Source organism: Kocuria sp. SM24M-10, assembly GCF_001027955.1.
GTDB classification, from domain to species: Bacteria; Actinomycetota; Actinomycetes; order Actinomycetales; family Micrococcaceae; genus Kocuria; species Kocuria oceani.
Genome location: NZ_LDNX01000081.1, coordinates 1 through 21,810, shown reverse-complemented (window position 1 = coordinate 21,810; position 21,810 = coordinate 1). Strand labels below are relative to the sequence as shown.

The 21,810-nt window shown below is 74.5% G+C and carries 21 protein-coding genes; 11 read left to right on the top strand and 10 right to left on the bottom strand.

Annotation, left to right across the window (positions count from 1 at the left end; genetic code table 11):
• From ABL57_RS09540 to ABL57_RS09520, 5 genes are all read right to left on the bottom strand, one after another.
• Nucleotides 1–828: ABC transporter ATP-binding protein (locus ABL57_RS09540; RefSeq protein WP_047803236.1), on the bottom strand; the 828-nt coding region annotated here is incomplete at its 3' end.
• 159 nt (nt 829–987) lie between these two features.
• Entirely contained in the window at nt 988–1,404 is a 417-nt protein-coding gene (locus tag ABL57_RS09535; RefSeq protein WP_238986023.1) for a trehalose-phosphatase, read from the bottom strand.
• A complete protein-coding gene (locus ABL57_RS09530) occupies nt 1,335–2,267 on the bottom strand; it encodes an ABC transporter substrate-binding protein (protein WP_053004869.1) in 933 nt (310 codons plus the stop codon). Before ABL57_RS09530 ends, ABL57_RS09535 begins: the two co-directional genes overlap by 70 nt.
• Nucleotides 2,268–2,397: 130 nt before the next feature.
• Complete coding sequence (locus ABL57_RS09525) at nt 2,398–3,531, bottom strand: mandelate racemase/muconate lactonizing enzyme family protein (RefSeq protein ID WP_047803228.1); 1,134 nt, start codon at nt 3,529–3,531, stop codon at nt 2,398–2,400.
• Between the two features lie 235 nt (nt 3,532–3,766).
• A complete protein-coding gene (locus tag ABL57_RS09520) occupies nt 3,767–5,041 on the bottom strand; it encodes an ABC transporter substrate-binding protein (RefSeq protein WP_047803227.1) in 1,275 nt (424 codons plus the stop codon).
• A 297-nt stretch (nt 5,042–5,338) separates the two neighbouring features.
• Here ABL57_RS09520 and ABL57_RS09515 point away from each other — a divergent pair, with 297 nt between their 5' ends.
• Together ABL57_RS09515 and purU are read left to right on the top strand one after the other, a co-directional pair.
• Nucleotides 5,339–6,214 (top strand): 5,10-methylenetetrahydrofolate reductase, encoded by an 876-nt coding sequence (locus tag ABL57_RS09515; RefSeq protein ID WP_047803226.1) that lies wholly within the window; start codon nt 5,339–5,341, stop codon nt 6,212–6,214.
• The gene (gene purU / locus ABL57_RS09510; protein ID WP_047803225.1) at nt 6,211–7,086 is read left to right on the top strand and encodes a formyltetrahydrofolate deformylase; all 876 of its coding nucleotides are present in this window, start codon (nt 6,211–6,213) and stop codon (nt 7,084–7,086) included. The genes ABL57_RS09515 and purU overlap by 4 nt, the downstream gene beginning before the upstream one ends.
• A gap of 98 nt (nt 7,087–7,184) precedes the next feature.
• Here purU and ABL57_RS09505 read toward each other — a convergent pair whose 3' ends face one another.
• Nucleotides 7,185–9,362 (bottom strand): bifunctional anthranilate synthase component I family protein/class IV aminotransferase, encoded by a 2,178-nt coding sequence (locus ABL57_RS09505; protein ID WP_047803224.1) that lies wholly within the window; start codon nt 9,360–9,362, stop codon nt 7,185–7,187.
• A 7-nt stretch (nt 9,363–9,369) separates the two neighbouring features.
• Entirely contained in the window at nt 9,370–10,083 is a 714-nt protein-coding gene (locus ABL57_RS09500) for a FadR/GntR family transcriptional regulator (RefSeq protein ID WP_047803223.1), read from the bottom strand.
• Nucleotides 10,084–10,288: 205 nt separating this feature from the next.
• Between ABL57_RS09500 and ABL57_RS09495 the strand changes: the two genes are divergently transcribed.
• Both ABL57_RS09495 and ABL57_RS09490 read left to right on the top strand, forming a co-directional pair.
• The gene (locus tag ABL57_RS09495) at nt 10,289–10,609 is read left to right on the top strand and encodes a putative quinol monooxygenase (protein ID WP_047803222.1); all 321 of its coding nucleotides are present in this window, start codon (nt 10,289–10,291) and stop codon (nt 10,607–10,609) included.
• Between the two features lie 118 nt (nt 10,610–10,727).
• On the top strand, nt 10,728–11,525 hold the full coding sequence (locus tag ABL57_RS09490) for an IclR family transcriptional regulator (RefSeq protein ID WP_047803221.1): 798 nt from the start codon (nt 10,728–10,730) through the stop codon (nt 11,523–11,525).
• A 24-nt stretch (nt 11,526–11,549) separates the two neighbouring features.
• Here the strand turns inward: ABL57_RS09490 and ABL57_RS09485 are convergent, their stop codons facing one another.
• Both ABL57_RS09485 and ABL57_RS09480 read right to left on the bottom strand, forming a co-directional pair.
• The gene (locus ABL57_RS09485) at nt 11,550–13,148 is read right to left on the bottom strand and encodes a GMC family oxidoreductase (protein ID WP_047803220.1); all 1,599 of its coding nucleotides are present in this window, start codon (nt 13,146–13,148) and stop codon (nt 11,550–11,552) included.
• Nucleotides 13,145–13,759 (bottom strand): hypothetical protein, encoded by a 615-nt coding sequence (locus ABL57_RS09480; protein WP_047803219.1) that lies wholly within the window; start codon nt 13,757–13,759, stop codon nt 13,145–13,147. Before ABL57_RS09480 ends, ABL57_RS09485 begins: the two co-directional genes overlap by 4 nt.
• A 144-nt stretch (nt 13,760–13,903) precedes the next feature.
• On the opposite strand from ABL57_RS09480, the gene ABL57_RS09475 reads away from it, so the two are divergent.
• On the top strand, nt 13,904–14,341 hold the full coding sequence (locus ABL57_RS09475) for a GNAT family acetyltransferase (RefSeq protein WP_047803218.1): 438 nt from the start codon (nt 13,904–13,906) through the stop codon (nt 14,339–14,341).
• Nucleotides 14,342–14,360: 19 nt separating this feature from the next.
• Here ABL57_RS09475 and ABL57_RS09470 read toward each other — a convergent pair whose 3' ends face one another.
• Nucleotides 14,361–15,287: a DUF5996 family protein gene (locus ABL57_RS09470; protein ID WP_047803217.1), complete on the bottom strand. Its 927-nt coding sequence runs from the start codon at nt 15,285–15,287 to the stop codon at nt 14,361–14,363.
• Nucleotides 15,288–15,416: 129 nt separating this feature from the next.
• Here ABL57_RS09470 and ABL57_RS09465 point away from each other — a divergent pair, with 129 nt between their 5' ends.
• The 6 genes from ABL57_RS09465 (at nt 15,417) to ABL57_RS09440 (ending at nt 21,632) form a co-directional block, all read left to right on the top strand.
• Nucleotides 15,417–15,764 carry a UBP-type zinc finger domain-containing protein gene (locus tag ABL57_RS09465; RefSeq protein WP_047803234.1) on the top strand — a complete coding sequence of 116 codons (348 nt, stop codon included), beginning with the start codon at nt 15,417–15,419 and terminating at the stop codon, nt 15,762–15,764.
• Nucleotides 15,765–15,795: 31 nt separating this feature from the next.
• Nucleotides 15,796–17,385: an MFS transporter gene (locus ABL57_RS09460; protein WP_082157343.1), complete on the top strand. Its 1,590-nt coding sequence runs from the start codon at nt 15,796–15,798 to the stop codon at nt 17,383–17,385.
• 282 nt (nt 17,386–17,667) lie between these two features.
• Nucleotides 17,668–19,155 carry an alpha/beta hydrolase gene (locus ABL57_RS09455; RefSeq protein ID WP_053004868.1) on the top strand — a complete coding sequence of 496 codons (1,488 nt, stop codon included), beginning with the start codon at nt 17,668–17,670 and terminating at the stop codon, nt 19,153–19,155.
• Between the two features lie 235 nt (nt 19,156–19,390).
• On the top strand, nt 19,391–19,570 hold the full coding sequence (locus ABL57_RS22300) for a hypothetical protein (RefSeq protein ID WP_047803216.1): 180 nt from the start codon (nt 19,391–19,393) through the stop codon (nt 19,568–19,570).
• Complete coding sequence (locus ABL57_RS09445) at nt 19,567–20,472, top strand: NmrA family NAD(P)-binding protein (protein ID WP_160310783.1); 906 nt, start codon at nt 19,567–19,569, stop codon at nt 20,470–20,472. Before ABL57_RS22300 ends, ABL57_RS09445 begins: the two co-directional genes overlap by 4 nt.
• Nucleotides 20,469–21,632, top strand: coding sequence for a sorbosone dehydrogenase family protein (locus ABL57_RS09440; protein ID WP_047803230.1), 1,164 nt, complete (start codon nt 20,469–20,471; stop codon nt 21,630–21,632). The genes ABL57_RS09445 and ABL57_RS09440 overlap by 4 nt, the downstream gene beginning before the upstream one ends.
• Nucleotides 21,633–21,810: the final 178 nt, after the last annotated feature.

Here is a 21,810-nt window from a genome sequence, read left to right as displayed (position 1 = left end):
GGTGACCTGGTTGCCGGTCAGTGCCGCCCGCTGGGCGGGGCTCAGCGGAATGGCCAGGGTGCCCAGGTTCACCCCGGTGTCGGTGACCGGGGAGCGGAAGAGGTTCATCGCCGGGGAGCCGATGAACCCGGCGACGAACTCGGTGGCCGGGCGGTCGTAGAGGGCCCGGGGGGTGTCGACCTGCATCAGCACCCCGTCCTTGAGCACGGCGACCCTATCGCCTATGGTCATCGCCTCGACCTGGTCGTGGGTGACGTAGACGGTGGTCACGCCCAGGCGGCGGGTGAGGGAGGCGATCTGGGTGCGGGTCTGCACGCGCAGCTTCGCGTCCAGGTTCGACAGCGGCTCGTCCATCAGGAACACCTGCGGGGAGCGCACGATGGCCCGGCCCATCGCCACCCGCTGGCGCTGCCCGCCGGACAGCGCTTTGGGCTTGCGGTCGAGGTAGTCGGTCAGATCCAGGATCTTGGCGGCCTCCTCCACCCGGCGCTTTCGCTCCTCGGCGGGGACCTTGGCGATCTTCAGGGCGAAGCCCATGTTTTCGGCCACGGTCATGTGCGGGTAGAGGGCGTAGTTCTGGAAGACCATCGCGATGTCGCGGTCCCGCGAGGGCACGTCGGTGACGTCGCGGTCCCCGATGTAGATGTTCCCGGCGGTGACCTCCTCCAGGCCGGCCAGCATCCGCAGGGTGGTGGATTTGCCGCACCCGGAGGGTCCGACCAGGACCAGGAACTCCCCGTCGGCCACCTCCAGGTCCAGATCGGTGACCGAGGGCCGCTCGGCCCCCGGGTACTGACAGGTGACATTCGCGTAGCGCACAGCAGACATGGAACAAGCCTCTTTCCCGGCAGGCACGTGCCGGACGATCCGAAGGAGAAGAGCAACCCCCACAGGTGACGGGGGCCACAGTGATCCTAATCACGGTCATGCCTCCGGCGCCACCGGCGTCCCATCGACGCGCCGCCGCGGCCTCGGCGGCGCCCGCGCTCAGGACAGAGCGGTGCTCCGCAGCTCAGCCAGCCGGGCGAGCACTCCGGCCAGTTCGGCCGGGGACGCGACCCGGTGCGCCGCCGCGCTCTCACCGTTGCCCACCTTGATGCCGAGATCGTCCGGGCCGAGTTCTCGCATGGCGTTCTCGTCCGTGACGTCGTCGCCGGCGAAGAGGGTGACCTCCGCACCGGTCGCCTGCATGAACGCCGTGATGCCCTCGCCCTTCGTGGCGGAGTGCACCGAGGACTCGACCACGTGCTGGCCCGGGGTGACCTTCAGTCCGTCCAGCTGCTCGAAGGCCTCGATCATCTCCTGCTCGGCGCGGGCGGACGACGCCTGGTCCGTCATCGTGCGGGTGTGGAACGCCGCCCCGGTGGGCTTGAGCTCGAGCCGGGATCCCGGGTACCGGGCCACCTCAGGGGGAGGAGGTCGTTGCCGGACGCCGCATTCAGGGCGCTCAGCTGGTTGGTCCACCACATGCCCATCGCGGCGCCGTTGGTGCCCGTCAGGGACTGGTCTGGGCCCGGGCTCTGGTCCTCGGTGAGCACCGAGGCCGGGGGCAGGGCCCCGTCCTCGATCAGCTGCTTCTGCAGCTCCAGGTACTCGGCCGCGTCGGCCACCTCGAAGCCGAGCTCGCCCTCGGGGGTGGTCATCTCCTTGCCCTGCTGCCGCAGCCAGATCTGGAAGCCCGCCGGCTCGTTCGGTCCGCTGGCCCCGTAGGCGTCCGAGTTCTCCGTGATCTGCGCCGCGACGTCCGAGTAGTCCTGCCAGGTCCACGTGCTGTCGTCCGGCAGCTCGACGCCGGCCTCCTCGAACAGCGCCGGGTTGGCCACCAGCGCCATGATGTTCACGCCCGTGGCCACACCGAACAGGCCCTCCTCGGTGCGGCCGCTCTCCACGACGCCCTCGTCGATCTCGCTCACGTCCACGTCGGAGAGGTCCAGCAGCGCGCCGTTGTCGGCGTACTCGCGGATGTACTTCTCCTCCATCTGGATGACGTCCGGGGCATCGCTGGAGGCCGTCTGCGTGGCCAGTTTGTCCCAGTACCCGGACCAGTCGCCGTACTCGCCGGTCACCGTGATGCCCGGGTTCTCCTCCTCGAAGGCGTCGATGATCTTCTGCGTCTGCTGGTGGCGGGTGTCCGAACCCCACCAGGCGAAACGGAGCTCGACGTCACCGTCGGCGGCGGCGCTGTCGCCGCCGCCGCAGCCGGTGAGGGCGAGAGCCGACACGGCGAGGGCCGTGACGGCCTTGGCGAGAGGTCCGGTGCGCTTCATGTCGATCGTGTCTCCTGGGTCGGGGCGGTGATGGAAAGCGTTTTCCCAATACTAACTGTGATCCAGCTCACGGGTCAAGAGGTGGTGCGGACGTGTTCGGGCGGACCGGGCGACCCCGGGCCGTGCTCGACTACGCGGTGCCGAACGCTGCGCTGTCGGTGGTCCAGGCGCGGGCCTGCTCGCTGAGCGTGATGCCCAGTCCGGGGCGTGCGGGGACCAGCATGCGGCCGTCGCGGGTCTCGAGGCGCTCCTCGAAGAGGGGGTCGAGCCAGTCGAAGTGCTCCACCCAGGGCTCGCGCGGATAGGCGGCGGCCAGGTGCAGGTGGATCTCCATGGCGAAGTGCGGGGCGAGGTCCAGGCCGCGCTGGTCGGCCAGGGCGGCCAGGCGCAGGAACTGCGTGATCCCGCCCACCCGCGGGGCGTCGGGCTGGATGATGTCGCAGGCCCGGGCGTCGATGAGCCGCGCGTGCTCGGCGACCGAGGCGAGCATCTCGCCGGTGGCGATCGGGGTGTCCAGGGTGGCCGTGAGCCGGGCGTGGCCCTCGGCGTCGTAGGCGTCCAGCGGCTCCTCGATCCAGGTGAGGTCGAACTCCTCGAGCCTCCGGCCCATGCGCAGGGCGGTCGCCCGGTCCCACTGCTGGTTCGCGTCGACCATGAGGGGCACGGTGGCCCCGATGTGCTCGCGCACGCCGGCCACGCGCCGGAGGTCCTCCGCCGAGTCGGGCAGGCCCACCTTGATCTTGATCCCGCCGATGCCGGCCTCGAGGGAGGCCGTGGCGCGGTCCTTGACCTCCTCCAGGGAGGCGTGCAGGAAGCCGCCGGAGGTGTTGTAGGTGCGCACCGAGTCCCGGTGGGCGCCCAGGAGCTTGGCCAGCGGCAGGCCGGCCCGCTTGGCCTTGAGGTCCCACAGGGCCACGTCGATCGCGGCCAGTGCCTGTGTGGCCACCCCGGAGCGGCCCACCGAGGCTCCCGCCCACAGCAGCTTGTCGTACACCTTGGCGATGTCACTGGGGTCCTCGCCGATGAGCCCTTCGGCGACCTCCTTGGCGTGGGCGTACTGGGCCGGCCCGCCCGCGCGCTTGGAGTAGCTGAACCCCACTCCCGAGTGGCCCTGCTCGGTGCTGATCTCGGCGACGAGGAAGACGACCTCGGTCATCGGCCGCTGCCGGCCGGTGAACACCTTGGCGTCGGAGATTGGGGTGCTCAGCGGCAGGGTGACGGTGGACAGCTGCAGGTGGCGGACGGCGTCCGGGGTGTAGGTCATGGTGGGTCCTCGTGCTGGATGTGGGGTGGACACCACGAATAGTACAAGTTGGAAACTTGTATGACTAGAGGTCGTGCTCGAGGGGTCCTGCGCGGCCGTGGTGTCGACGGCCGCGTGCGCGGACGTGCGAAGTCCCTCCGCCGCCGGTGTCGGCCGCGGAGGGACTGGGGTCCGCGGGTGCGGGCCGGGCCGCGCCGCGGGCGCCGGTCCGGCCGGCGCCCGCGGCGCGTGCGGGTCAGCTGATCGCCGACTCCATCTCGGAGATCATCCGCTCGGCGGCCTCCTGCGGGCTCGCCCGGTCGAAGAACACCTCCAGCTCGTAGCGGTACAGGATCTCCTGCAGGGTGCTGTAGCCCAGCGGCGGGATCGGCGTCGGATCGCCCAGCTCCGGCTCGATCTCCTCGAGGAACTCCGCGGAGCGGGCGTCTGCCTCGTTCATCTCCGGGACCACGGCCTCGCGCACCGACTCGTTGGCGGGCAGGCCCCGGTCGGCGAGGTTGAGCAGGCCGGCCTCCTCGCTGTTGACCATGAAGTCGATGAACTTCTTGACCTCCTCCGGGTGCTCCGTGCGGGCGGAGGCCGACATGAACATCGCTGGCTTGTAGTAGAGGGCGGCCCCCTCCGCCGTGCCGTCCATGCTCGGGAAGCGCAGCGGGACGAGGTCGTTGCCCGACGCGTCGCTGACAGAGCTCAGCTGGTTGGTCCACCACGCGCCCATCGCGGCGCCGTTGGTGCCCGTCAGGGACTGGTCCGGGTTGGGCGCCTGGTCCTCGGCCACGACCGAGGCGGGGGGCAGGGCGCCCTCCTGCATCATCCGGTGCTGCATCTCCAGGTACTCGGCGGCGTCCGCCGCGTCGAAGCCGAGCTCGCCCTCAGGGGTGGTCAGCTCCTTGCCCTGCTGGCGCAGCCAGATCTGGAAGGTGTCGGGCTCCGCCGGGCCGGCGGCGCCGTACGCGTCGCTGCCCTCCGTGACCTGCTGGGCGACGTCGGAGAAGTCCTCCCACGTCCAGGTGGTGTCGTCGGGCAGCTCGACGCCGGCCTCCTGGAAGATCGTGGGGTTGGCCATGATGGCCATGGCGTTGACGCCGGTGGTCACGCCGAACAGGCCCTCCTCGGTGCGGCCGTTCTCCACGACGTCCTCGCTGAGCTCGCCGAGATCCATGTCCGAGAGGTCCAGCAGCGCGCCGTTGTCGGCGTACTCGCGGATGTACTTCGCGTCCATCTGGATGACGTCCGGGGCGTCGTTGGAGGCCGTCTGGGTGGCGAGCTTGTCCCAGTAGCCGGCCCAGTCGCCGTACTCGCCGGTCACGGTGATGCCGGGGTTCTGCTCCTCGAAGGCGTCGATGATCTCCTGGGTGCGCTGGTGGCGGGTGTCCGAGCCCCACCAGGCGAACCGGAGCTCGACGTCGCCGTCGGCTGCGGCGCTGTCGCCGCCGCCGCAGCCGGTGAGGGCGAGGGCGGATACGGCGAGGGCCGTGACGGCCTTGGCGAGAGGTCCGGTGCGCTTCATGTCGATCGTGTCTCCTGGTGCTCGGTCCTGAGTGCTGGAAAGCGTTTTCCAAACCGTATCTGTGAGCCAGCTCACGAGTCAAGGGGTGGTGCGAGGATATTTCCGCCTCCTGCCGCGTCCCCGGCCGGCAGGGTGCCCTGCTCTGCACGAGCCACTCGGGGCGGCGATGAGGCCTGGGCGGGGCGCGGTGTTCCTCCCGGGAGGGCGCTGTGCATACTGGTGGCACCTGCCGTGCGCGGGCGTGGACGCCCGTGCGGAGCGCCCGGCCGGTCCGGCGCCGTGGAGAGGACGGGACCCATGCCGACCAGCACGCCCACCGGGAGCCCGGCCGCCGTGCAGATGCTCCCGGGCTTCTCGCTGGAGATGACGGGCCGGGACGTGCCCGCCCTGCAGGAGGCGGGCCCGGGGATCCCCCCGGGCACCCGGATCAACGTCACGTTCCTCGCTCACGAGGATCCGGCGCTGCGCGTGGCCGCCGCCCGGGCCGTGCGCGAGCACGGGTTCGTGCCGGTGCCCCACGTCTCGGCGCGGCGGCTGCGCTCCCGGGACGAGCTCGACGCCTTCCTCGTGCACCTCGCGGAGGCCGGGGCCGCCGAGCAGGTGCTCGTCGTGGGCGGTGACCCCGGGACCCCGCAGGGTCCCTACGAGGACGCCCTCGCGGTCATCCGCAGCGGGGCCCTCCAGCGCCACGGCGTGCGCGGCGTGGGCATCGGCGGCTACCCGGAGGGCCACCCCGCCGTCGACGACGACGTCCTGTGGTCGGCGCTGGCGGCCAAGACGGCCGCCCTGCGCGAGCAGGGCCTCGAGGCCACGGTGTTCACCCAGTTCGGCTTCGACACCGCCCCGGTCCTGTCGTGGCTGGCCGAGGCGCGCCGCCGCGGGATCGACGCCCCGGTGCGGATCGGCGTGCCGGGTCCGGCGGGGGTCCGCCGGCTGCTCGGCCACGCCCGCCGCTTCGGCGTGGCCACCTCGGCGGGGATCGCGCAGAAGTACGGTCTCTCCCTCACGCACCTGCTGGGCACCGCGGGTCCCGACCGCTTCCTGCACGACCTCGCCGCGGGCTACGACGCCGAAGCCCACGGTCCGGTGCGGCTGCACTTCTACACCTTCGGCGGGCTGGGGGCCACGGCCTGCTGGGTCCGGCAGTTCGGCGGGGAGCGGGTGGCGCCATGAGGCCTCCGCAGCAGTCCGTGCTCCGCCCCGACCACGCCAGCCTCGTGGTGCACGGCCGGGACCAGCCGGGCATCGTCGCCGTCGTGACCTCCGTGCTGGCCCGGCACGGGGCGAACATCGTGGCGCTGGACCAGCACTCCGACGACCCCGAGGGCGGGGCGTTCTTCCAGCGCACGGTCTTCCACCTGCCCGCCTACCCGGCGCTGCGGCCCGTGCTCGAGCAGGACCTCGCCGCGGCCCTCACGGGCGGCTTCGACCTGCAGTGGCGGTTCACGGACCTCTCGGCGCCCCGGCGGGTGGCGGTCTTCGCCTCCCGGTCCGACCACTGCCTGCTGGACCTCATCTGGCGCCAGCGCCGCGGCGAGCTGCCCGTGACGATCTCGATGGTCGTCTCCAACCACCCGGACCTGGCGCAGGAGGTCCGGGGCTTCGGCATCCCCTTCTTCCACGTCCCCACCGAGGACAAGGCGGTCGCCGAGGCGGAGCACCTGCGGCTGCTGGACGGCAACGTCGACCTCGTGGTGCTGGCCCGCTACATGCAGATCCTCTCCTCGCCGTTCCTCGAGGCCGTGGGCGTGCCGGTGATCAACATCCACCACTCGTTCCTGCCCGCCTTCGTGGGCGCGGAGCCCTACCGCAAGGCCAAGGAGCGCGGCGTGAAGATCATCGGCGCCACGGCGCACTACGTCACCGAGGACCTCGACGAGGGACCGATCATCGAGCAGGACGTGGTGCGGGTCTCCCACCGGGACACCGCCCAGGACTTCGCACGGCGCGGCGCCGACGTGGAGCGGCAGGTGCTCGCCCGCGCGGTGCTGTGGCACTGCCAGGACCGGGTCGTCCGCCACGCCCGCCAGACGATCGTCTTCTGACCCGCCCCGCCGCCCTCACTCCGTCCCACCTCTCCTCGCCTCACGTCGAGGCCGCAGGTGACGGCGACCCGCCCGTGCGCGCTCGCCGTCACCCGCGGTCACCCGCGCCCTCGGCGGAGGGCGCGGGTCAGGGAGTGCTGGACGGGGCCTGGTTCCCACCGGGCCACCCCGTCCACGGAGCCGACGGGGTGGGCGCCGACCACCGAGTTGGTCACGAACACCTCCGTGGCCGCGGCGAGCTCCCCGAGCCGCAGCGGCCGCTCGCCGACCGGGCGCCCCGATCGGCGCAGGGCCTCGAGCGCGCGGGCCCGCACCACCCCGGGCAGGATGCGGCCGTCCGCGGGCGGGGTGACCACGGTGCCGCCGAGCACCGCGAAGACGTTGGCGCGACCGGTCTCCAGGACCGTGCCGTCGGCGTCCACCAGCAGGGGGTCGCAGCTGCGCGACCACAGCCCGGGCTCGGGCTCGTGGACGAGCACCCGCCGGTCCGCCCACTTGTGCGCGCCCAGGCCGCCGGTCAGCCGCACGGGGACCAGCCGCCACGGGGGCACCGGTCCCGGCGGCAGCGCCGTGGCCGTCACCCGCACGTCCAGGGTTCCTTTCGGGGTGGGCGCCGCCGCGATCCGCAGCCGGTGGGGGCCGGTCAGCCCGGCGGCGTGCTCCAGCACCTCCTCGCGGACGCCCCGCGGCAGCTCCGTGCCGCAGCAGGCCAGGCAGCTGGCGCCGAGGCGGCGCAGATGGGCGTCGAGCTGGACGGGTTCCCCCTCCTCCACGAGGAGAGTGGTGAACACGCCCTCGGCGTGCAGCGGGGCCCGGGCCGGCAGCTCGAAGAGCGGGGCCCGGTCCGCCGGCCCGGGCGCGCTCGGCACGCCGTGCAGGTCCCAGTCCTGCCGCAGGGCGGCGTCCAGCTCCGCCCCGACGGCGTCGAGCAGGGGCACCGCCTTGACGAGCGTCTCGTGGGCCTCGTCGGCGGGGTCCGAGTCGGCCACGATCCCGCCGCCCACGCCGAGCCGGACCCGGTTCCCGGTGAACTCGAACGTGCGGATCGCCACGTTGAGCACCAGGCCGCCCGGGCCGGCGCAGCCGACGGCGCCCGTGTAGACCTCGCGGCCGGCCGGTTCGAGCGCGTTGATGATCTCCATGGCCCGGATCTTGGGGGCACCCGTGCAGGAGCCGGGCGGAAACGTGGCCCGCAGCAGGTCGCCGTCGCCGAGGCCCGCACGCAGCCGGCCCCGCACGTCCGCCACGAGGTGGTGGACCCCGGTGTGCGGCTCGACCCGGGGTGCGGCCGGCGCTCGCACGGACCCGGGCACGCACGCCCGGGAGAGGTCGTTGCGCATCAGGTCCACGATCATGACGTTCTCGGCCCGGTTCTTCGCCGAGGCGTGCAGCTCCGCCGGGTCGGTGACGGCCGGCGCGGTGCCCTTGATGGGGGAGCTGAGCACGGCACGCCCGGTGCGGCGCAGGAACAGCTCCGGCGACAGGCTGGCCACGGCACCGCCGGGCAGCCGCAGGAAGGCCGCGAAGCGCGGGGCCAGCCGTTCGTGCCCGGCGCAGAAGAGGTCCAGGGGGTCGCCCTCGAAGCCGGCCTCGAGGCCGCGGCAGATGTTGGCCTGGAAGATGTCACCGTCCCGGATGTGCCCGAGCGCCGCGGTCACGGCGGCGGCGTGCTCCGCAGCGGAGGCGTCCGCGCGGAAGGGCCCGCACCGGTAGGCCTCCGGGCCGCTCGGGCCCGCCAGCGCCTCCCGGACGATCCGGCGGGCCGCGGCCGTCCGGGCCGGATCGGCCCCGGGCCACCGCTCGAGCACCCAGTCCCCGTGGTCGGCCCGCCGGCGCAGCACGTGGTCGTAGAAGCCCAGGTGGTGCTCCGGCAGCCGCGCCGGGCGCGGCGGGGGCGCCGGGAGGCGCTCCAGCCGCCGGGACAGCTGGTAGCCGAGGTACCCGATCCAGCCCGGGCCGGCCGCCGCGGCGCCGGGCCCGTCCGCCCTCGCCCCGGCCGGCCCCGGGGCCACCGTGCCCGGGTCGGCGAGCGGGAGCGCCGTGCCCGAGGCCGCGAGCGGGGCCACCGTGCCCGGAGCGGCCGACGGAGGCACCGTGTCCAGGGCGGCGAAGGGGTCCTCCTCCGGGGCCAGCACGTGCACGGGCCGGAAGCCGATCAGGGCGTCCCCGCCGTCCCAGTCCCCGAACAGGGCCACCAGCCCGGGCTGGTCCCGCAGGGCCCGCAGCATCTGCACCGGCGACACCGCTGTGCCGGCGACCACCTCGATCTCGCGCATCCCCGGCTCAGTCCTCGACCGGGACGGCCGTGCGGCTCACGGGACCGCCCGCCTCGGCCTCCAGGCGCCACAGCGAGTTCGCCAGGTGCAGGCGCATGGCGGCCGACGCCGCCAGCGGGTCACCGGCCCGGATGGCGTCCAGGACCGCCCGGTGCTCGGCCACGACCCGGGTCGTGCGGCCGCCGGGCCCGGCGCCGTCGAGCCGGCGCGGCGGCATGGTGATCATGGCCGGACCCAGGCCGGTCAGGGCGTCGACGTAGTAGGGGTTGTGGCTGGCCTCGGCGACGGTCCGGTGGAACTCGAAGTCGTGCTCCAGGGCGGCGGCCGGGTGGTCCGCGTCCTGCTCCGTGAGCAGCAGCTCCTGCTCCATCCGGGCGAGCTGCTGCTCGTCGCGGGCCGTGGCGGCCAGCGCCGCGGCCTCGGACTCCACCCCGGTGCGGAAGGCGAGCAGGCTGCGGCGGTCCCGCAGCGTCCGCACGGGCCGCCCGACCCCGGCGGGAGCGGCCGGCGGGGTGAGGGCGAAGCTGCCGCTGCCCCGCCGCGTGTGCACGAGGCCCTCGGCCTGGAGCCGGGCGACGGCCTCCCGGACCACCGTCCGGCTCACCCCGTGCTCGGCGATCAGGCTGCTCTCGCTGGGCAGGCGCTCGCCGGGGGCGATGCGCCCGTCGACGATGCGTGCCCGCAGGTCGTCCACGAGGGCGGTGGTGAGGTTGCGGCTCATGGGCCCATGATCTCACCCGGGCGGCGTCTCCTGCCGCCCGGCCCCGGGATCCGGGCCGGAGCCGCCGGGCACCGGCGGGTCGAGGGGCGCCCCGGGGTTATCGGTCCGCGATAACCTGCCTTGGCGGGCCGTGCCGCGGACCGCGACACTGACCAGGAGAGCACCGGGCCCCGCACCCCGGGCGTCCGCCGAGAAGGGAGCAGGGATGATCTTCATCGTCGTCAAGTTCAAGGTGAAGCCGGAGTGGTCGGAGCGCTGGATCGACTTCTCGCGGGACTTCACGGAGGCCACCCGCCAGGAGCCGGGCAACCTGTGGTTCGACTGGTCCCGCAGCGTGGACGACCCGAACGAGTTCGTCCTCGTCGAGGCCTTCGAGAACGACGCCGCCGGCCCGCACGTCAACAGCGAGCACTTCCGGACGTTCACGGCGGAGGCACCCCAGGCGCTCGTGGAGACCCCGCAGATCATCAGCGAGACGATCTCCGCCCAGGGCTGGAACCGGATGGGCGAGATCACCGTCGAGTGAGTCCGCGCCGCGACGAGCGGCGAGGGGTCCGCTGAGGACTCCGCCGGACCGTCCGTGGCCCGGGAGCGGCGCTCCCGGGCCATTGGCACGTGCAACGCCGACCGCCACAATATGAGGCATGACCACACGTGACGCCGGCCTGGCCTCCGTCCAGAAGGCCTTCGCGCTGCTCGACGTCGTGGCGCGGGACCCCCGGGGGGCGACGGCCAAGGACATCAGCGCCGCGCTCGGGATCCCGCTGCCCTCGGTCTACCGGCTGCTGCAGACGCTCGTGGCCTCCGAGCACGTGGTCCACCTCAGGGACCAGCGGCGCTACGGGCTGGGCTACAAGGTGCACGCCCTCGACACGTCCCTGCGCCAGCAGGTCGGCACGCCCGGCACGGTCCGGCGCGCGGTCCGCGACCTGCACGCCTCGGCCGACGCCGCCGCCTACTTCGCGGTGTACCGCGGGGACGCCGTCGTGGTGGCGCACGTGGTCGACTCCCCGCGCCGGCCACGTCTCGACCCCCTGGACTTCGGGTTCACCGACGCGGCCCACGCGACGGCCTTCGGCAAGATCCTGCTCGCCCGGATGGATCGGGACGAGGTGGCGGAGTACCTCCAGCGCCACGGCATGCCCGGCCTGACGGAGCGGACGCTGCGCACGCCGGAGACCCTGCACCGGGAGCTCCGGCGGGTGCGCGCCGAGGGCATCGCGGTGGAGCGGGAGGAGTTCGTGCCCGGAGCCTCCTGCCTGGCCGCGCCCGTGCTCGACGCCGCGGGCCGCACCCTCGGCTCCGTGGCGGTGTCGTTGCGGCCGCCGGACTTCGAGCGGCGGCACCGGGCGATCGCGCCGGTGCTGCGGGACGCCGCCGACCGGGTGGGCCGGGCCCTGCGCGCCGCGGAGGACTGCCCGGTGGCCCGCCGGGCCGACTGAGCGGTCCCCCGCCGCGGGGCGGCGCTACAGGTGCCGGCCGGCCAGCTGCTCGGCGATGTAGTCGGCCTGGCGTGTGGCCAGCGCCACGATCGTCAGCGTCGGGTTGGCCGCCGCCCCGGTGGTGAACAGCGACCCGTCGGAGACGAACAGGTTCGGCACGTCGTGGCTCTGGCCGAACGCGTTGGTCACCCCGTCCTCGGGGCGCTCGCTCATCCGCGCCGTGCCCATGTTGTGCGTCGCCGGGTACGGCGGAGTGCGGTGCGTGGACACCGCGCCCACGGACTCGTAGAGCAGGGAGCCCTGCTGGTAGCCGTGGTTGCGCATCGCGACGTCGTTCGGGTGGTCGTCGAAGTGCACGTTGGGCACGGGCAGGCCCAGGTGGTCGGTCACCGTGGTGTTGAGGGTCACCCGGTTGGTCTCCTGCGGCATGTCCTCGCCCACCACCCACATCCCGGCGGTGTTCTCGTAGCCGTCGAGCAGGGCGGCGAAGTCCGGTCCCCACGCGCCCGGGTCCCCGAAGCTGGCCAGGAAGGCCGGCCCCAGGGAGATCGTCTCCATGTAGTAGCCGCCGGCGAACCCCCGGTCCACGTCGTGCCGGGACTCGTCGGCGACGATCCCGGCCATCGTCTCGCCCCGGTACATGTGCACCGGGCGGTCGAACTGCGCGTAGACCGATCCGGTGGTGTGGCGCATGTAGTTGCGGCCCAGCTGCCCCGACGAGTTGGCGAGCCCGTCCGGGAACAGGGGGGACGCCGAGAGCATCAGCAGCCGCGGCGTCTCGATCGCGTTGCACGCCACGGCCACGAGCCGTGCCCGCTGCCGCTGCACCTGGCCGTCCCCGTCCACGTAGACCACGCTGTCCACCAGGCCCCTGTCCGTGTGGGTGATCTGCACGGCGTGGCAGTCCGCGCGCAGGTCGAGGCAGCCGGTGCGCAGGGCCTTGGGGATCTCCGAGACGAGCGTGGACCACTTGGACCGGTTCTTGTCGCCCTGGAAGTTGAACCCGTCCTGGACGGACGCCGGGCGCCCGTCGTACGGTTCGGCGTTGGTCCCGTACGGGCCGGTCGCGTAGTGCCGGTAGCCGAGCCGCTGCGCGCCCGCCGCGAGCACCTTGTAGTTGTTGTTCGCGGGCAGCGGGGGACGGCCGTGCCGGTGGGTGCTGCCGATCTTCCGCTCGGCGCGGTCGTAGTACGGGGCCAGGTCCTCGAGCGTGATCGGCCAGTCCAGCAGGTTCGCGCCGTCCACGCGCCCGTAGACGCTGCGCGTGCGGAACTCGTGGGCCTTGAACCGCGGCGTGGCCCCCGACCAGTGGGTGGTGGTCCCGCCGACGGCCTTGACCAGCCACGCCGGGAGGTTGGGGAAGTCCCGCGCGATCCGCCAGGACCCCGTGGTGGTCCGGGGGTCCAGCCAGGCCATCTGGTGGAAGGCCTCCCACTCGTCGTTGACCCAGTCCTCGCTGGTCAGGTGCGGCCCGGCCTCGAGCAGGACCACCTTGATGCCCTTCTCGGTCAGCTCGTGGGCCAGCGTTCCCCCGCCGGCGCCGGAGCCGATGACGACGACGGCGGAGTCGTCGTCCAGCTCGATCCGGGCGGAGCGCTGCTGGTCCTGGGGCGTGGTGGTCATGCGGTCTCTCCCGGCTCGACGACGTCCGACCCCTTGAAGAGGTCGCTGAAGGGCTGTTCGGTGGTCTCGGAGGCGCCCTGCTGGTCCAGGTTCCATCCCTCCTTGGGGGCGGCGCTCGCCACCGGGTAGCCGAGGCGGCCGCACTCGGGCAGCTCCTCCTCGGACTCCTCGACGCGCGGATCGGGCAGCCAGTCGAGGTCGTCGAAGCCGCGGTGCAGATAGCCGCCCTTCGAGAAGGACTCGCCCTCGTAGCCCAGGGCCTCCCACACCTCGTGGTCGTCGTAGAGGTGCAGCACGGTGGTGCGGCGGATGAACCCGAAGAACTCGAGGTCGGCGATCCGCTTGAGCACGTTCAGGGCGGCCTCGTCGGGGAGGTCCACGAACGGCTCCTCGCTCAGCGAGTCGAGGGTCAGCAGCCCCTGGGTCAGGGCCATCCGGAACCAGGTGGAGTTCTCGGCCTCCGCCACGATCTTCTCGGTCATCCGTTCGTACGGGCCGTCCGGGAGCTGCGGGTGCGGGAACGCGACCCGCACGATCCGCGTCAGGGTGCGCTTCGCCTCGTCCGTCAGGGCGAGGGCGTTCAGGGCGGAGTACTTCGCGGGATAGACCATGGGTCTCCTCCTCGTCGGCGCTGCCGGGTGTCACCACCGAGTGTGAGGCAGATCACCACGACGGGCCAGACGCGTTATCGCAGGGCGAGAACGCCCGCTCGGCGCGGCGACGCGTGAGAGCATGGGCCGGTCGAAGGAGGCCGCATGATCGTCGACCGACTGCCCGAGCACCTGTGCGAGGACGCCGTGGCCCTGTGGGAGGACGCGGGGCTGACCCGTCCGTGGAACGACCCGCGGGCGGACCTGGCCCGGGCCCTGGCGGGGCCCTCGTCCACGGTGCTGGCCGCCGTCGAGGAGGACGGGCTCGTGGGCACCGCGATGGTGGGCCACGACGGGCACCGGGGCTGGGTGTACTACGTGGCCGTGCGGCCCTCCCACCGGGGGAGAGGCCTGGGCCGGGCGCTGATGGCCGCGTGCGAGCAGTGGGTGGCCGGGCGCGGCATCCCGAAGATGCAGCTGATGGTGCGCACCGGCAACGCGGGCACGCGGGACTTCTACGAGCGGCTCGGCTACGCCGTGCAGGACACCGTGGTGCTCGGGAAGTTCTTCGACCCGCGGCGCCAGGCCCGGCAGAGCGGCTGAGCACCGCCGGCCCCGTCCCTCAGACGCGGGGGTCCGTGATCCCGCCCGGGCAGTCGTAGTGGAAGAAGTCCCAGGCGCTGCGGCGTGCCCCGGCCCGGTAGGCGCTGTCCCAGAACTCGAGGACGGCGCCGTGCGGGTCGGCCAGCCCCCGGACGTCGTCGTAGCGCAGGACCGCCAGGTGGCTCCCGGCGCGCTCGGCCCACCGGGCCGTGTCCGGCCGCAGCGGCTCGGCGGCCAGGCCGTCCGGCTCCGGGGCGGTGTAGGAGTAGAAGGCCGGCTCGGGGAAGGCGTCGTCGCCGAACCAGAACCCCGAGCTGATGACCTCCCGCGAGTACGCCTCGCCCGTCACCGGGTCCGCGCCGGGCGGGACGTCCACGGCGGTGTCGGCGAAGCGGGTCACCGCGATGTCGAAGGTGTGCCAGAAGTGGTGGACGGGACTGGTCTTGCCGGACCACTCGCCGGCGAACCGCTCGAGCAGCAGGTTCACCTGGCCCAGCACCTGCCAGTACCGGGTCACGGCGGCGGGGTCGTAGGCGGCGTGCTCGGTGTCCTCGGCGAACGGACGCCCGGAGTCGGGCAGGTCGAAGGGGCGGGGGTCGGCGATGGCGACCTCGACCCCGGCGGCCCCGAGGGCGTGCAGCAGGCGGTCGTGGAAGGCCGCCACGGACAGTCCCGGGAGGGCGAAGGAGTGCCTCAGGCCCGTGGCGGTGCTGAGGTCCAGGCGGTGGTCGAGCAGGTCGAGGTCGATCGCGAACACCGGGTCGCGGCCCATCGGGCGGGTGGTCAGGCCCCGCCCGGTGACGTGGAACGGCACGTTCCACCAGTGGTTGCGGCGGGGCGCGGCCGCCAGCCGCACCTTGCCGACCACCTGCAGGAACCGGTGCAGGGTCTCGCGGGTCTCCCGCCAGGGCTCGTACGGCATCTGGGGGAAAGCGGCGTGGTTCATGGCGTCCTCCTCCGCCCAGTGTGCGGGTGCCCCGCCGGGAATTCCAGGGCTGGTCGAGGACCCGCCGGCGTGGGACAGTGGTGCCGGGCGCCGCGCGGCGCGGCGGCCCGCGACGCGGGGGTGGTCGGCATGGCCGAGGACGACATCGACGTGGGCGCCGGTCCGAGCGGCACCGGGTGCGCCGAGTGCCTGGCGGACGGAGGCTGGTGGGTGCACCTGCGCCGGTGCGCCCGGTGCGGGCACATCGGGTGCTGCGACACCTCCCCGGCCCAGCACGCCACCGCCCACCACCGGCGGACGGGCCACCGGTACGTGCGCAGCTTCGAGCCGGGGGAGTCCTGGTGGTGGGACTACGCCACCGGCACCTTCGTGGAGGGCCCCGAGCTCGCCCCGCCGCAGCACCGGCCGGAGGACCAGCCGGTCCCCGGCCCCGCGGGGGCGGTGCCCGCCGACTGGCGCCGGCACCTCCACCGGTGACGCCCCCCGGGAAGCACCAGGTCCTGCCGCGATGAACGACTCCTCCGCCCGCGCCGTTACCGGTCCGGCCGGCCGCCCGCCGGCGCCGCTGGCCTGGGGGCAGGCCCGCGCCCGGTGGGTGCTCACCGCGACGGTCCTCGGCTCGGCGCTGTCCTTCCTCGACGCGACGGTCGTGAACATCGCCCTGCCCTCCCTCGGGGCCGACCTCGGGGCGGGAACGGCCGGGCTGACCTGGGTCGTCAACGCCTACGCCCTGACCCTGGCCGCGTTCGTGCTCCTGGGTGGAGCGCTGGGGGACCGGTACGGCCGGCGCCGGATCTTCCTCGTGGGGGTGACGGTCTTCGCCGCGGCGTCCGCGCTGTGCGGCCTGGCCCCGGACATCACGGTCCTCGTGCTCGCCCGGGCCGCGCAGGGCGTGGGCGGGGCGCTGCTGACGCCGGCCGGCCTCGCGATCCTGCAGGCCTCGTTCGCGCCCGAGGACCGGGCCCGGGCGATCGGAGCCTGGTCGGGCCTCACGGGGGTCGCCGCGGCGGTCGGCCCGTTCCTCGGCGGATGGCTGGTGCAGGCCGTGAGCTGGCGCTGGGTCTTCCTGATCAACCTGCCGCTCGCGCTGGCCGTCGTCGTCATCAGCCTGCGCTGCGTGCCCGAGTCCCGGGATCCCGGGGCGGCCGCACGGCCGGACCTGCCCGGCTCCGCGCTGCTCGTGCTGGCCCTCGGCTCGCTGACCTACGGGCTCACCGCGGCGGCCGAGGCGGGCCCCGGCGCCCCCGCTCCCCTCGGCCTGCTCACGGGGGGCCTGGTGCTGCTGGCCGGGTTCCTGCTGTGGGAGCGGCGGTCGCGCGCCCCGGTCCTGCCGCCCGCGGTGCTGCGGGTGCGCCTGTTCGTCGTGGTGAACGCCATCACGCTGCTGGTCTACGCGGCCCTGGGGGCGGTGTTCTTCGCCCTCGTCGTCGCCCTGCAGGTGGGCGCGGGGTTCTCCCCGCTCGCGGCCGGCCTGTCCCTGCTGCCCGTCACCCTGCTCATGCTGGTGTTCTCCGCCCCGGTGGGCGCCCTCATGAGCCGGACCGGCCCCCGTCCCCTGATGACGCTCGGCCCCCTGGTCGCAGGGCTGGGCGTGGCCCTGCTGGGCCGCATCGGGCCCGGGGCCGACTACACGCTCGACGTCCTGGTGCCCACGACCGTGTTCGGGGCCGGACTGACCCTGATCGTCACCCCGCTGACCGCGACCGTCCTGGCCGCACTGCCCGAGGAGCAGGCGGGGCTGGCCAGCGGGGTGAACAACGCCGTCGCCCGCACCGGTGGCCTGCTCGCCGTCGCCGCGCTGCCGCTGCTCGGCGGGCTCGGCGACGGCGGCCTGGCCGAACCCGAGCGGGTCCGTGACGCGTTCGTGCTGATCACCCGGGTCTGCGCCGGGACGCTGGTCGTGGGCGGGCTGCTGTCGGCGCTGCTCGTCCGGACCCCCGCCGAGCAGGCCGCCTCCCGCGCGGGGCCCCCGGCCGGGCGGCCGGTCCCGCCGCGGGCGGGGGTCGCGCCGACGCACTGCGCCGTGGGCGGGCCGCCCGCCGCGCTGCCTCCCACCGGGGACCCGGGTGCGGCGGGGGCGGCGCCGACACATCGTTGACCCCCGCCGCGCGGCGCCTCTACCCTGAAGCCCCTCGTCACTGCACAGTTGGTCGCGAGCGCTCGGACCCGGCGGCGCACCGGGACGTCCGGTCGTCCGGGCGCGCGCGAGACCGGTGGGCACCGGTCGGCCCGCGCCGTCGCGCGATCCCGATCCGCATCCCGGTCGCCCGTCCCGAGGACGTGATGTGCCGTGCACCCTTGCCAGCCCACCGCCATTCCCGCTCCGCCCCGCACCCGTGCGCGGCGGCCCCACCGCGCACGAGCCCGCGCGGGAGCAGCCGTGCTCTCCCTCACCGTCCTCCTCGCCGCCGCCCCGGTCACCGGGGCGGGCGCGGTCCCGCGCACCGCACCGGTGGTCACCGCGCAGGCCCCGCCCGGGCTCGAGCCGTTCTACGCGCAGGAGATCGTGTGGACCCCGTGCGGGGTGGCCGCCGAGTGCGCCACGGTGAGCGCTCCGCTGGACCACGCCGACCCCGCCGCCGGGGTGATCGACCTCGCCCTCACCCGGGTGCCGAGCACCGGCGCGGCCGCGCCGCAGGGCTCGCTGCTCGTGAACTTCGGCGGCCCGGGCGGCTCCGGCACGGCGGCGATCGAGGGATGGGCGGCCGGCCTGGACCCGGACGTGCGCGCCGCCTACGACGTCGTGGGCTTCGACCCCCGGGGCGTGGGGTCCTCCACCGCGGTGGACTGCGTGGACGGGCCCACCGTGGACGCCTGGCGCGCCGACCCGGTGGACCCGGACACCCCGGAGGGGCTCGCCGAGCTCACCGCGCGGGCCGAGCTGTTCGCCGCGGCGTGCGCCAGCACCACCGGCCCGCTCCTGGGGGAGGTCGACACCGACAGCGCCGCCCGGGACCTGGACCTGCTGCGCGCCGTCCTGGGGGACGACCGGCTGACCTATCTCGGCTACTCCTACGGCACCCTGCTCGGCGCGGCCTACATCGAGCTGTTCCCGGAGCGCACCGGCCGGTTCGTGCTGGACGCCGCGGTCGACCCGGCCCTGGACATCGCCGACCTCAGCGTCCAGCAGGCCGCCGGCTTCGAGCGGTCCCTGCGGGTCTTCGCCGCCTCCTGCCTGCCGCAGGACGGCTGCCCGCTCGAGGGCACCGTGGACGAGGCCGTCGCGGAGATCGACGCCCTGCTGGAGCGGCTCGAGACGCAGCCGCTGCCCACCGCCGACGGCCGGCCGCTCACCGTGGACGACGCGGTCGCCGGGATCATCAGGCCGCTCTACGAGGACCGGGTCTGGTGGCTCCTGGGCCAGGCCCTCGGCCGGGCCCTGGACCACGGGGACGGAACGGCGCTGATGTTCCTGGCGGACTCGGCCTACGGGCGCAGTCCCGACGGGACGTACTCCAACGCGAACGAGGCGAACACGGCCATCGACTGCCTGGACTACCCGGTGGACGACAGCCCCGCGGCCATGGCCGCCCTGGACGCGCGCCTGCAGGAGGCCGCCCCCACGCTCGGGGACTACTTCAGCCACGACGAGGCCTACTGCGGGGCCTGGCCGCACGAGCCGGTCTCCCCGCCGGCGCCGGTCGACGGGGCGGGGGCCGGGCCCGTCCTCGTGGTCGGCGGCACGGGGGACCCGGCCACGCCCTACGCCTGGTCCGAGGCGCTCGCCGAGCAGCTGGCGGGCGGGCACCTGCTCACCCGGGAGGGGGAGGGGCACGGCTCCTACCTGCGGGGCAACCTCTGCGTGGACGAGGTCGTCAACGGCTACCTGCTCCAGGGCGCGCTGCCGGCGCAGGAGCGGACCTGTTGATGCCGGGGAACCCGGGGAGGGGCGATCTCGCGCCGGCGCATGAGCGGGCCGGCGCGAGATCGCCCCCGCACCGGCCCAGCCACCAGGGAAATCAGGAAGATCCGGTGGCTCCGGCCCATCCTACTGAGCCCCCGGTCACGGTTCAGCACTTGATTTTTCCAGCAGAACGTGACTGTCCGCGGGGTACCGCGCGGGCGGCGAGGGGAGGATGCTGGACGGTGGAGAGGAGCACACCATGGGGGACCGGGACGCGCTGCGGCAGCGGGCAGTGGTGGGCGCCGTGGCCCTGTCCGGGCCGTGGGTGCGCACGCAGGGCACCCCGTGGCTCCAGCCGCCGATGATCGCCGTGACGGCCGCCGCCGCGGCCGTCACGGCGGCGGCACTCCGCAGCACCGCCGGTCCGAGGCCCGCGTGAGCGCGCCGGTGCTGGTCACGGGCGCCACCGGCAACGTGGGCGGTCCCCTGGTCGAGGCGCTGCGGGCGGCCGGGGCGGCCGTGCGCCCCGCCGCCCGCCGCCCCCGGGACCCGGAGGGCGTCCGGTTCGACTTCTCGGACCCCGGGACGTGGGACGCGGCCTTCGCCGGTGTCCGCACGATGTTCCTGGTGCGCCCGCCGCAGCTCGCCGACGTGCGCCACGACCTGGTGCCGGCCCTGGTCCGGGCCCGGGAGCGCGGGGTCCGGCACGTCGTGCTGCTGTCCGTGCAGGGCGCCGGTCTCGTGCCCGTCCTCCCGCACGCGGCTGCGGAGCGGTGGCTGCGCCGTTCGGGCCTGGCGTGGACGTTCCTGCGCCCGTCCTACTTCGACCAGAACCTGACGACCGTCTTCGCCGCGGACATCAGGGTCCGGAGCCGGATCGTCGTGCCCGCCGGGACCGGGCGGACGGCCTTCGTGGACGCCCGGGACGTCGCCGCCGTCGCCGCGCGGGTCCTGCTCGACCCGCGGGCGCACGCCGGACGGATCTGGACGCCGACGGGCGAGGAGGCCCTCACCTGGGACGAGGTGGCGGCGGTGCTGGGCGAGGTGCTCGGCCGCACGATCGCCTACACCCGGCCGGGGACCCGGGCCTATGTCCGGCACGCCCGTCACCAGCTGGGGATGGACCCCGCCATGGCGGCCACGACCGCAGCCATCCACGCGACCGCGCGCCTGGGGCTCGCCGGGCGGCTCACCGGCGACGTGCGGGCCGTCACCGGCCGGCCGCCGACCTCGCTGCGCGAGTTCGCCCGCCGGGAGAGCCGGGTGTGGGCGCCCGTGCGCTGCCCGGACGCGACCGCCCCCGGCACCCCGCCGGAGCACCGGAACGGGGGACACCCGTGAGCGCCCGCCGGACCGGTCCCGGCGCTGCGTGCGCCGCGCTGCTGCTGACCGGCTGCGCCGCGGGCGGCCTCGGACCCGCCGGCGAGCAGCTGGGCGCCCCGGCCGGCGCCCCGGACCTGGAGGTGCAGACCGTCGTCGACGGGCTGAGCAACCCCTGGGACGTGGCCCTGACCCCCGGGGGCACCGCCCTGGTCACGGAGCGCGGCGGCCGCCTGCTCGCCCACGACGCGCAGGGCACCCGGGAGGTCGCGGCCGACCTGGACGACCTGTTCGTGGGCAGCGAGGCGGGGCTGATGGGGCTGGCGGTGTCCCCGGAGTTCGACCGGACCCGGGAGTTCTTCCTGTGCCACGCGACGCGCACCGAGGACGGCGGGCCGCGCGACGTCCGGGTCACCCGCTGGCGGCTCGACGGCTCCGCCCGGGCGGCCGAGCGCACCGGGACGGTGGTCGACGGGCTGCCCATCAGCACCGGCCGGCACAGCGGCTGCCGGCTGCGCTTCGCCCCGGACGGCACCCTGCGCGTGGGCACCGGGGACGCCGCCCAGGGCGAGAACCCGCAGGACCTCGGCTCGCTCGGGGGCAAGACGCTGCGGCTGCACCCCGACGGCACGGTCCCGGACGACAACCCGTTCGCCGACCGGCCGGGGAGCGCCGCCGCCGTGTACACCCTGGGCCACCGCAACGTGCAGGGCCTCGCGGTGCAGCCGGGCACGGGCGACATGTGGTCCGCGGAGCACGGCCCCGGCCGCGACGACGAGATCAACGAACTGCGCCCCGGCGGCAACTACGGGTGGGACCCGGTGCCCGGCTACGACGAGTCCACCCCGATGACCGACCTCGAGAAGTTCCCGGACGCGGTCGAGGCCGCATGGTCCTCCGGCCGCCCGACCGTGGCCGTCAGCGGCGCCGCGTTCCTGGAGGGCCCGCAGTGGGGGGCGTGGGACGGGGCCCTCGCCGTGGCGGAGCTGAAGAACACCGGCGTGGGGGTCTACCGGGTGGAGGGCGCCGGGATCACGGGCACCACGCGGATGGAGGAGCTGGAGAACGACTACGGCCGCCTGCGCTCGCTGACCCTCGACGAGGAGGGCGCGCTGTGGGTGACCACCTCCAACGGCGGCGACGACGCCGTGCTGCGCGTCACCGCCCGCCCCGCGTCCTGAGCGGCCCCTGCCGGACGCCGCCGCGCGCTGCGACCCGTCCCTTCCTCCGGTGCCGCCCGGCGGCGTGGCGCCCCGCCCTGCCGCGCGACGGCTGCGACGGCGCGCCGGGGCGAGCCCGGGCCCCGGCCCGGCGCCGGACGGTGATAAGCAGGTCCTGACGGTGTCCCCCCCCCCCCCC

What these genes read in the sequence shown, in the direction of transcription:
- ABL57_RS09530 (WP_053004869.1), bottom strand. Translation starts at nt 2,267, where the DNA reads ATGAAGCGCACCGGACCTCTCGCCAAGGCCGTCACGGCCCTCGCCGTG.
- ABL57_RS09525 (WP_047803228.1), bottom strand. Translation starts at nt 3,531, where the DNA reads ATGACCTACACCCCGGACGCCGTCCGCCACCTGCAGCTGTCCACCGTC.
- ABL57_RS09520 (WP_047803227.1), bottom strand. Translation starts at nt 5,041, where the DNA reads ATGAAGCGCACCGGACCTCTCGCCAAGGCCGTCACGGCCCTCGCCGTA.
- ABL57_RS09515 (WP_047803226.1), top strand. Translation starts at nt 5,339, where the DNA reads ATGCCGACCAGCACGCCCACCGGGAGCCCGGCCGCCGTGCAGATGCTC.
- purU (WP_047803225.1), top strand. Translation starts at nt 6,211, where the DNA reads ATGAGGCCTCCGCAGCAGTCCGTGCTCCGCCCCGACCACGCCAGCCTC.
- ABL57_RS09505 (WP_047803224.1), bottom strand. Translation starts at nt 9,362, where the DNA reads ATGCGCGAGATCGAGGTGGTCGCCGGCACAGCGGTGTCGCCGGTGCAG.
- ABL57_RS09500 (WP_047803223.1), bottom strand. Translation starts at nt 10,083, where the DNA reads ATGAGCCGCAACCTCACCACCGCCCTCGTGGACGACCTGCGGGCACGC.
- ABL57_RS09495 (WP_047803222.1), top strand. Translation starts at nt 10,289, where the DNA reads ATGATCTTCATCGTCGTCAAGTTCAAGGTGAAGCCGGAGTGGTCGGAG.
- ABL57_RS09490 (WP_047803221.1), top strand. Translation starts at nt 10,728, where the DNA reads ATGACCACACGTGACGCCGGCCTGGCCTCCGTCCAGAAGGCCTTCGCG.
- ABL57_RS09485 (WP_047803220.1), bottom strand. Translation starts at nt 13,148, where the DNA reads ATGACCACCACGCCCCAGGACCAGCAGCGCTCCGCCCGGATCGAGCTG.
- ABL57_RS09480 (WP_047803219.1), bottom strand. Translation starts at nt 13,759, where the DNA reads ATGGTCTATCCCGCGAAGTACTCCGCCCTGAACGCCCTCGCCCTGACG.
- ABL57_RS09475 (WP_047803218.1), top strand. Translation starts at nt 13,904, where the DNA reads ATGATCGTCGACCGACTGCCCGAGCACCTGTGCGAGGACGCCGTGGCC.
- ABL57_RS09470 (WP_047803217.1), bottom strand. Translation starts at nt 15,287, where the DNA reads ATGAACCACGCCGCTTTCCCCCAGATGCCGTACGAGCCCTGGCGGGAG.
- ABL57_RS09465 (WP_047803234.1), top strand. Translation starts at nt 15,417, where the DNA reads ATGGCCGAGGACGACATCGACGTGGGCGCCGGTCCGAGCGGCACCGGG.
- ABL57_RS09460 (WP_082157343.1), top strand. Translation starts at nt 15,796, where the DNA reads ATGAACGACTCCTCCGCCCGCGCCGTTACCGGTCCGGCCGGCCGCCCG.
- ABL57_RS22300 (WP_047803216.1), top strand. Translation starts at nt 19,391, where the DNA reads ATGGGGGACCGGGACGCGCTGCGGCAGCGGGCAGTGGTGGGCGCCGTG.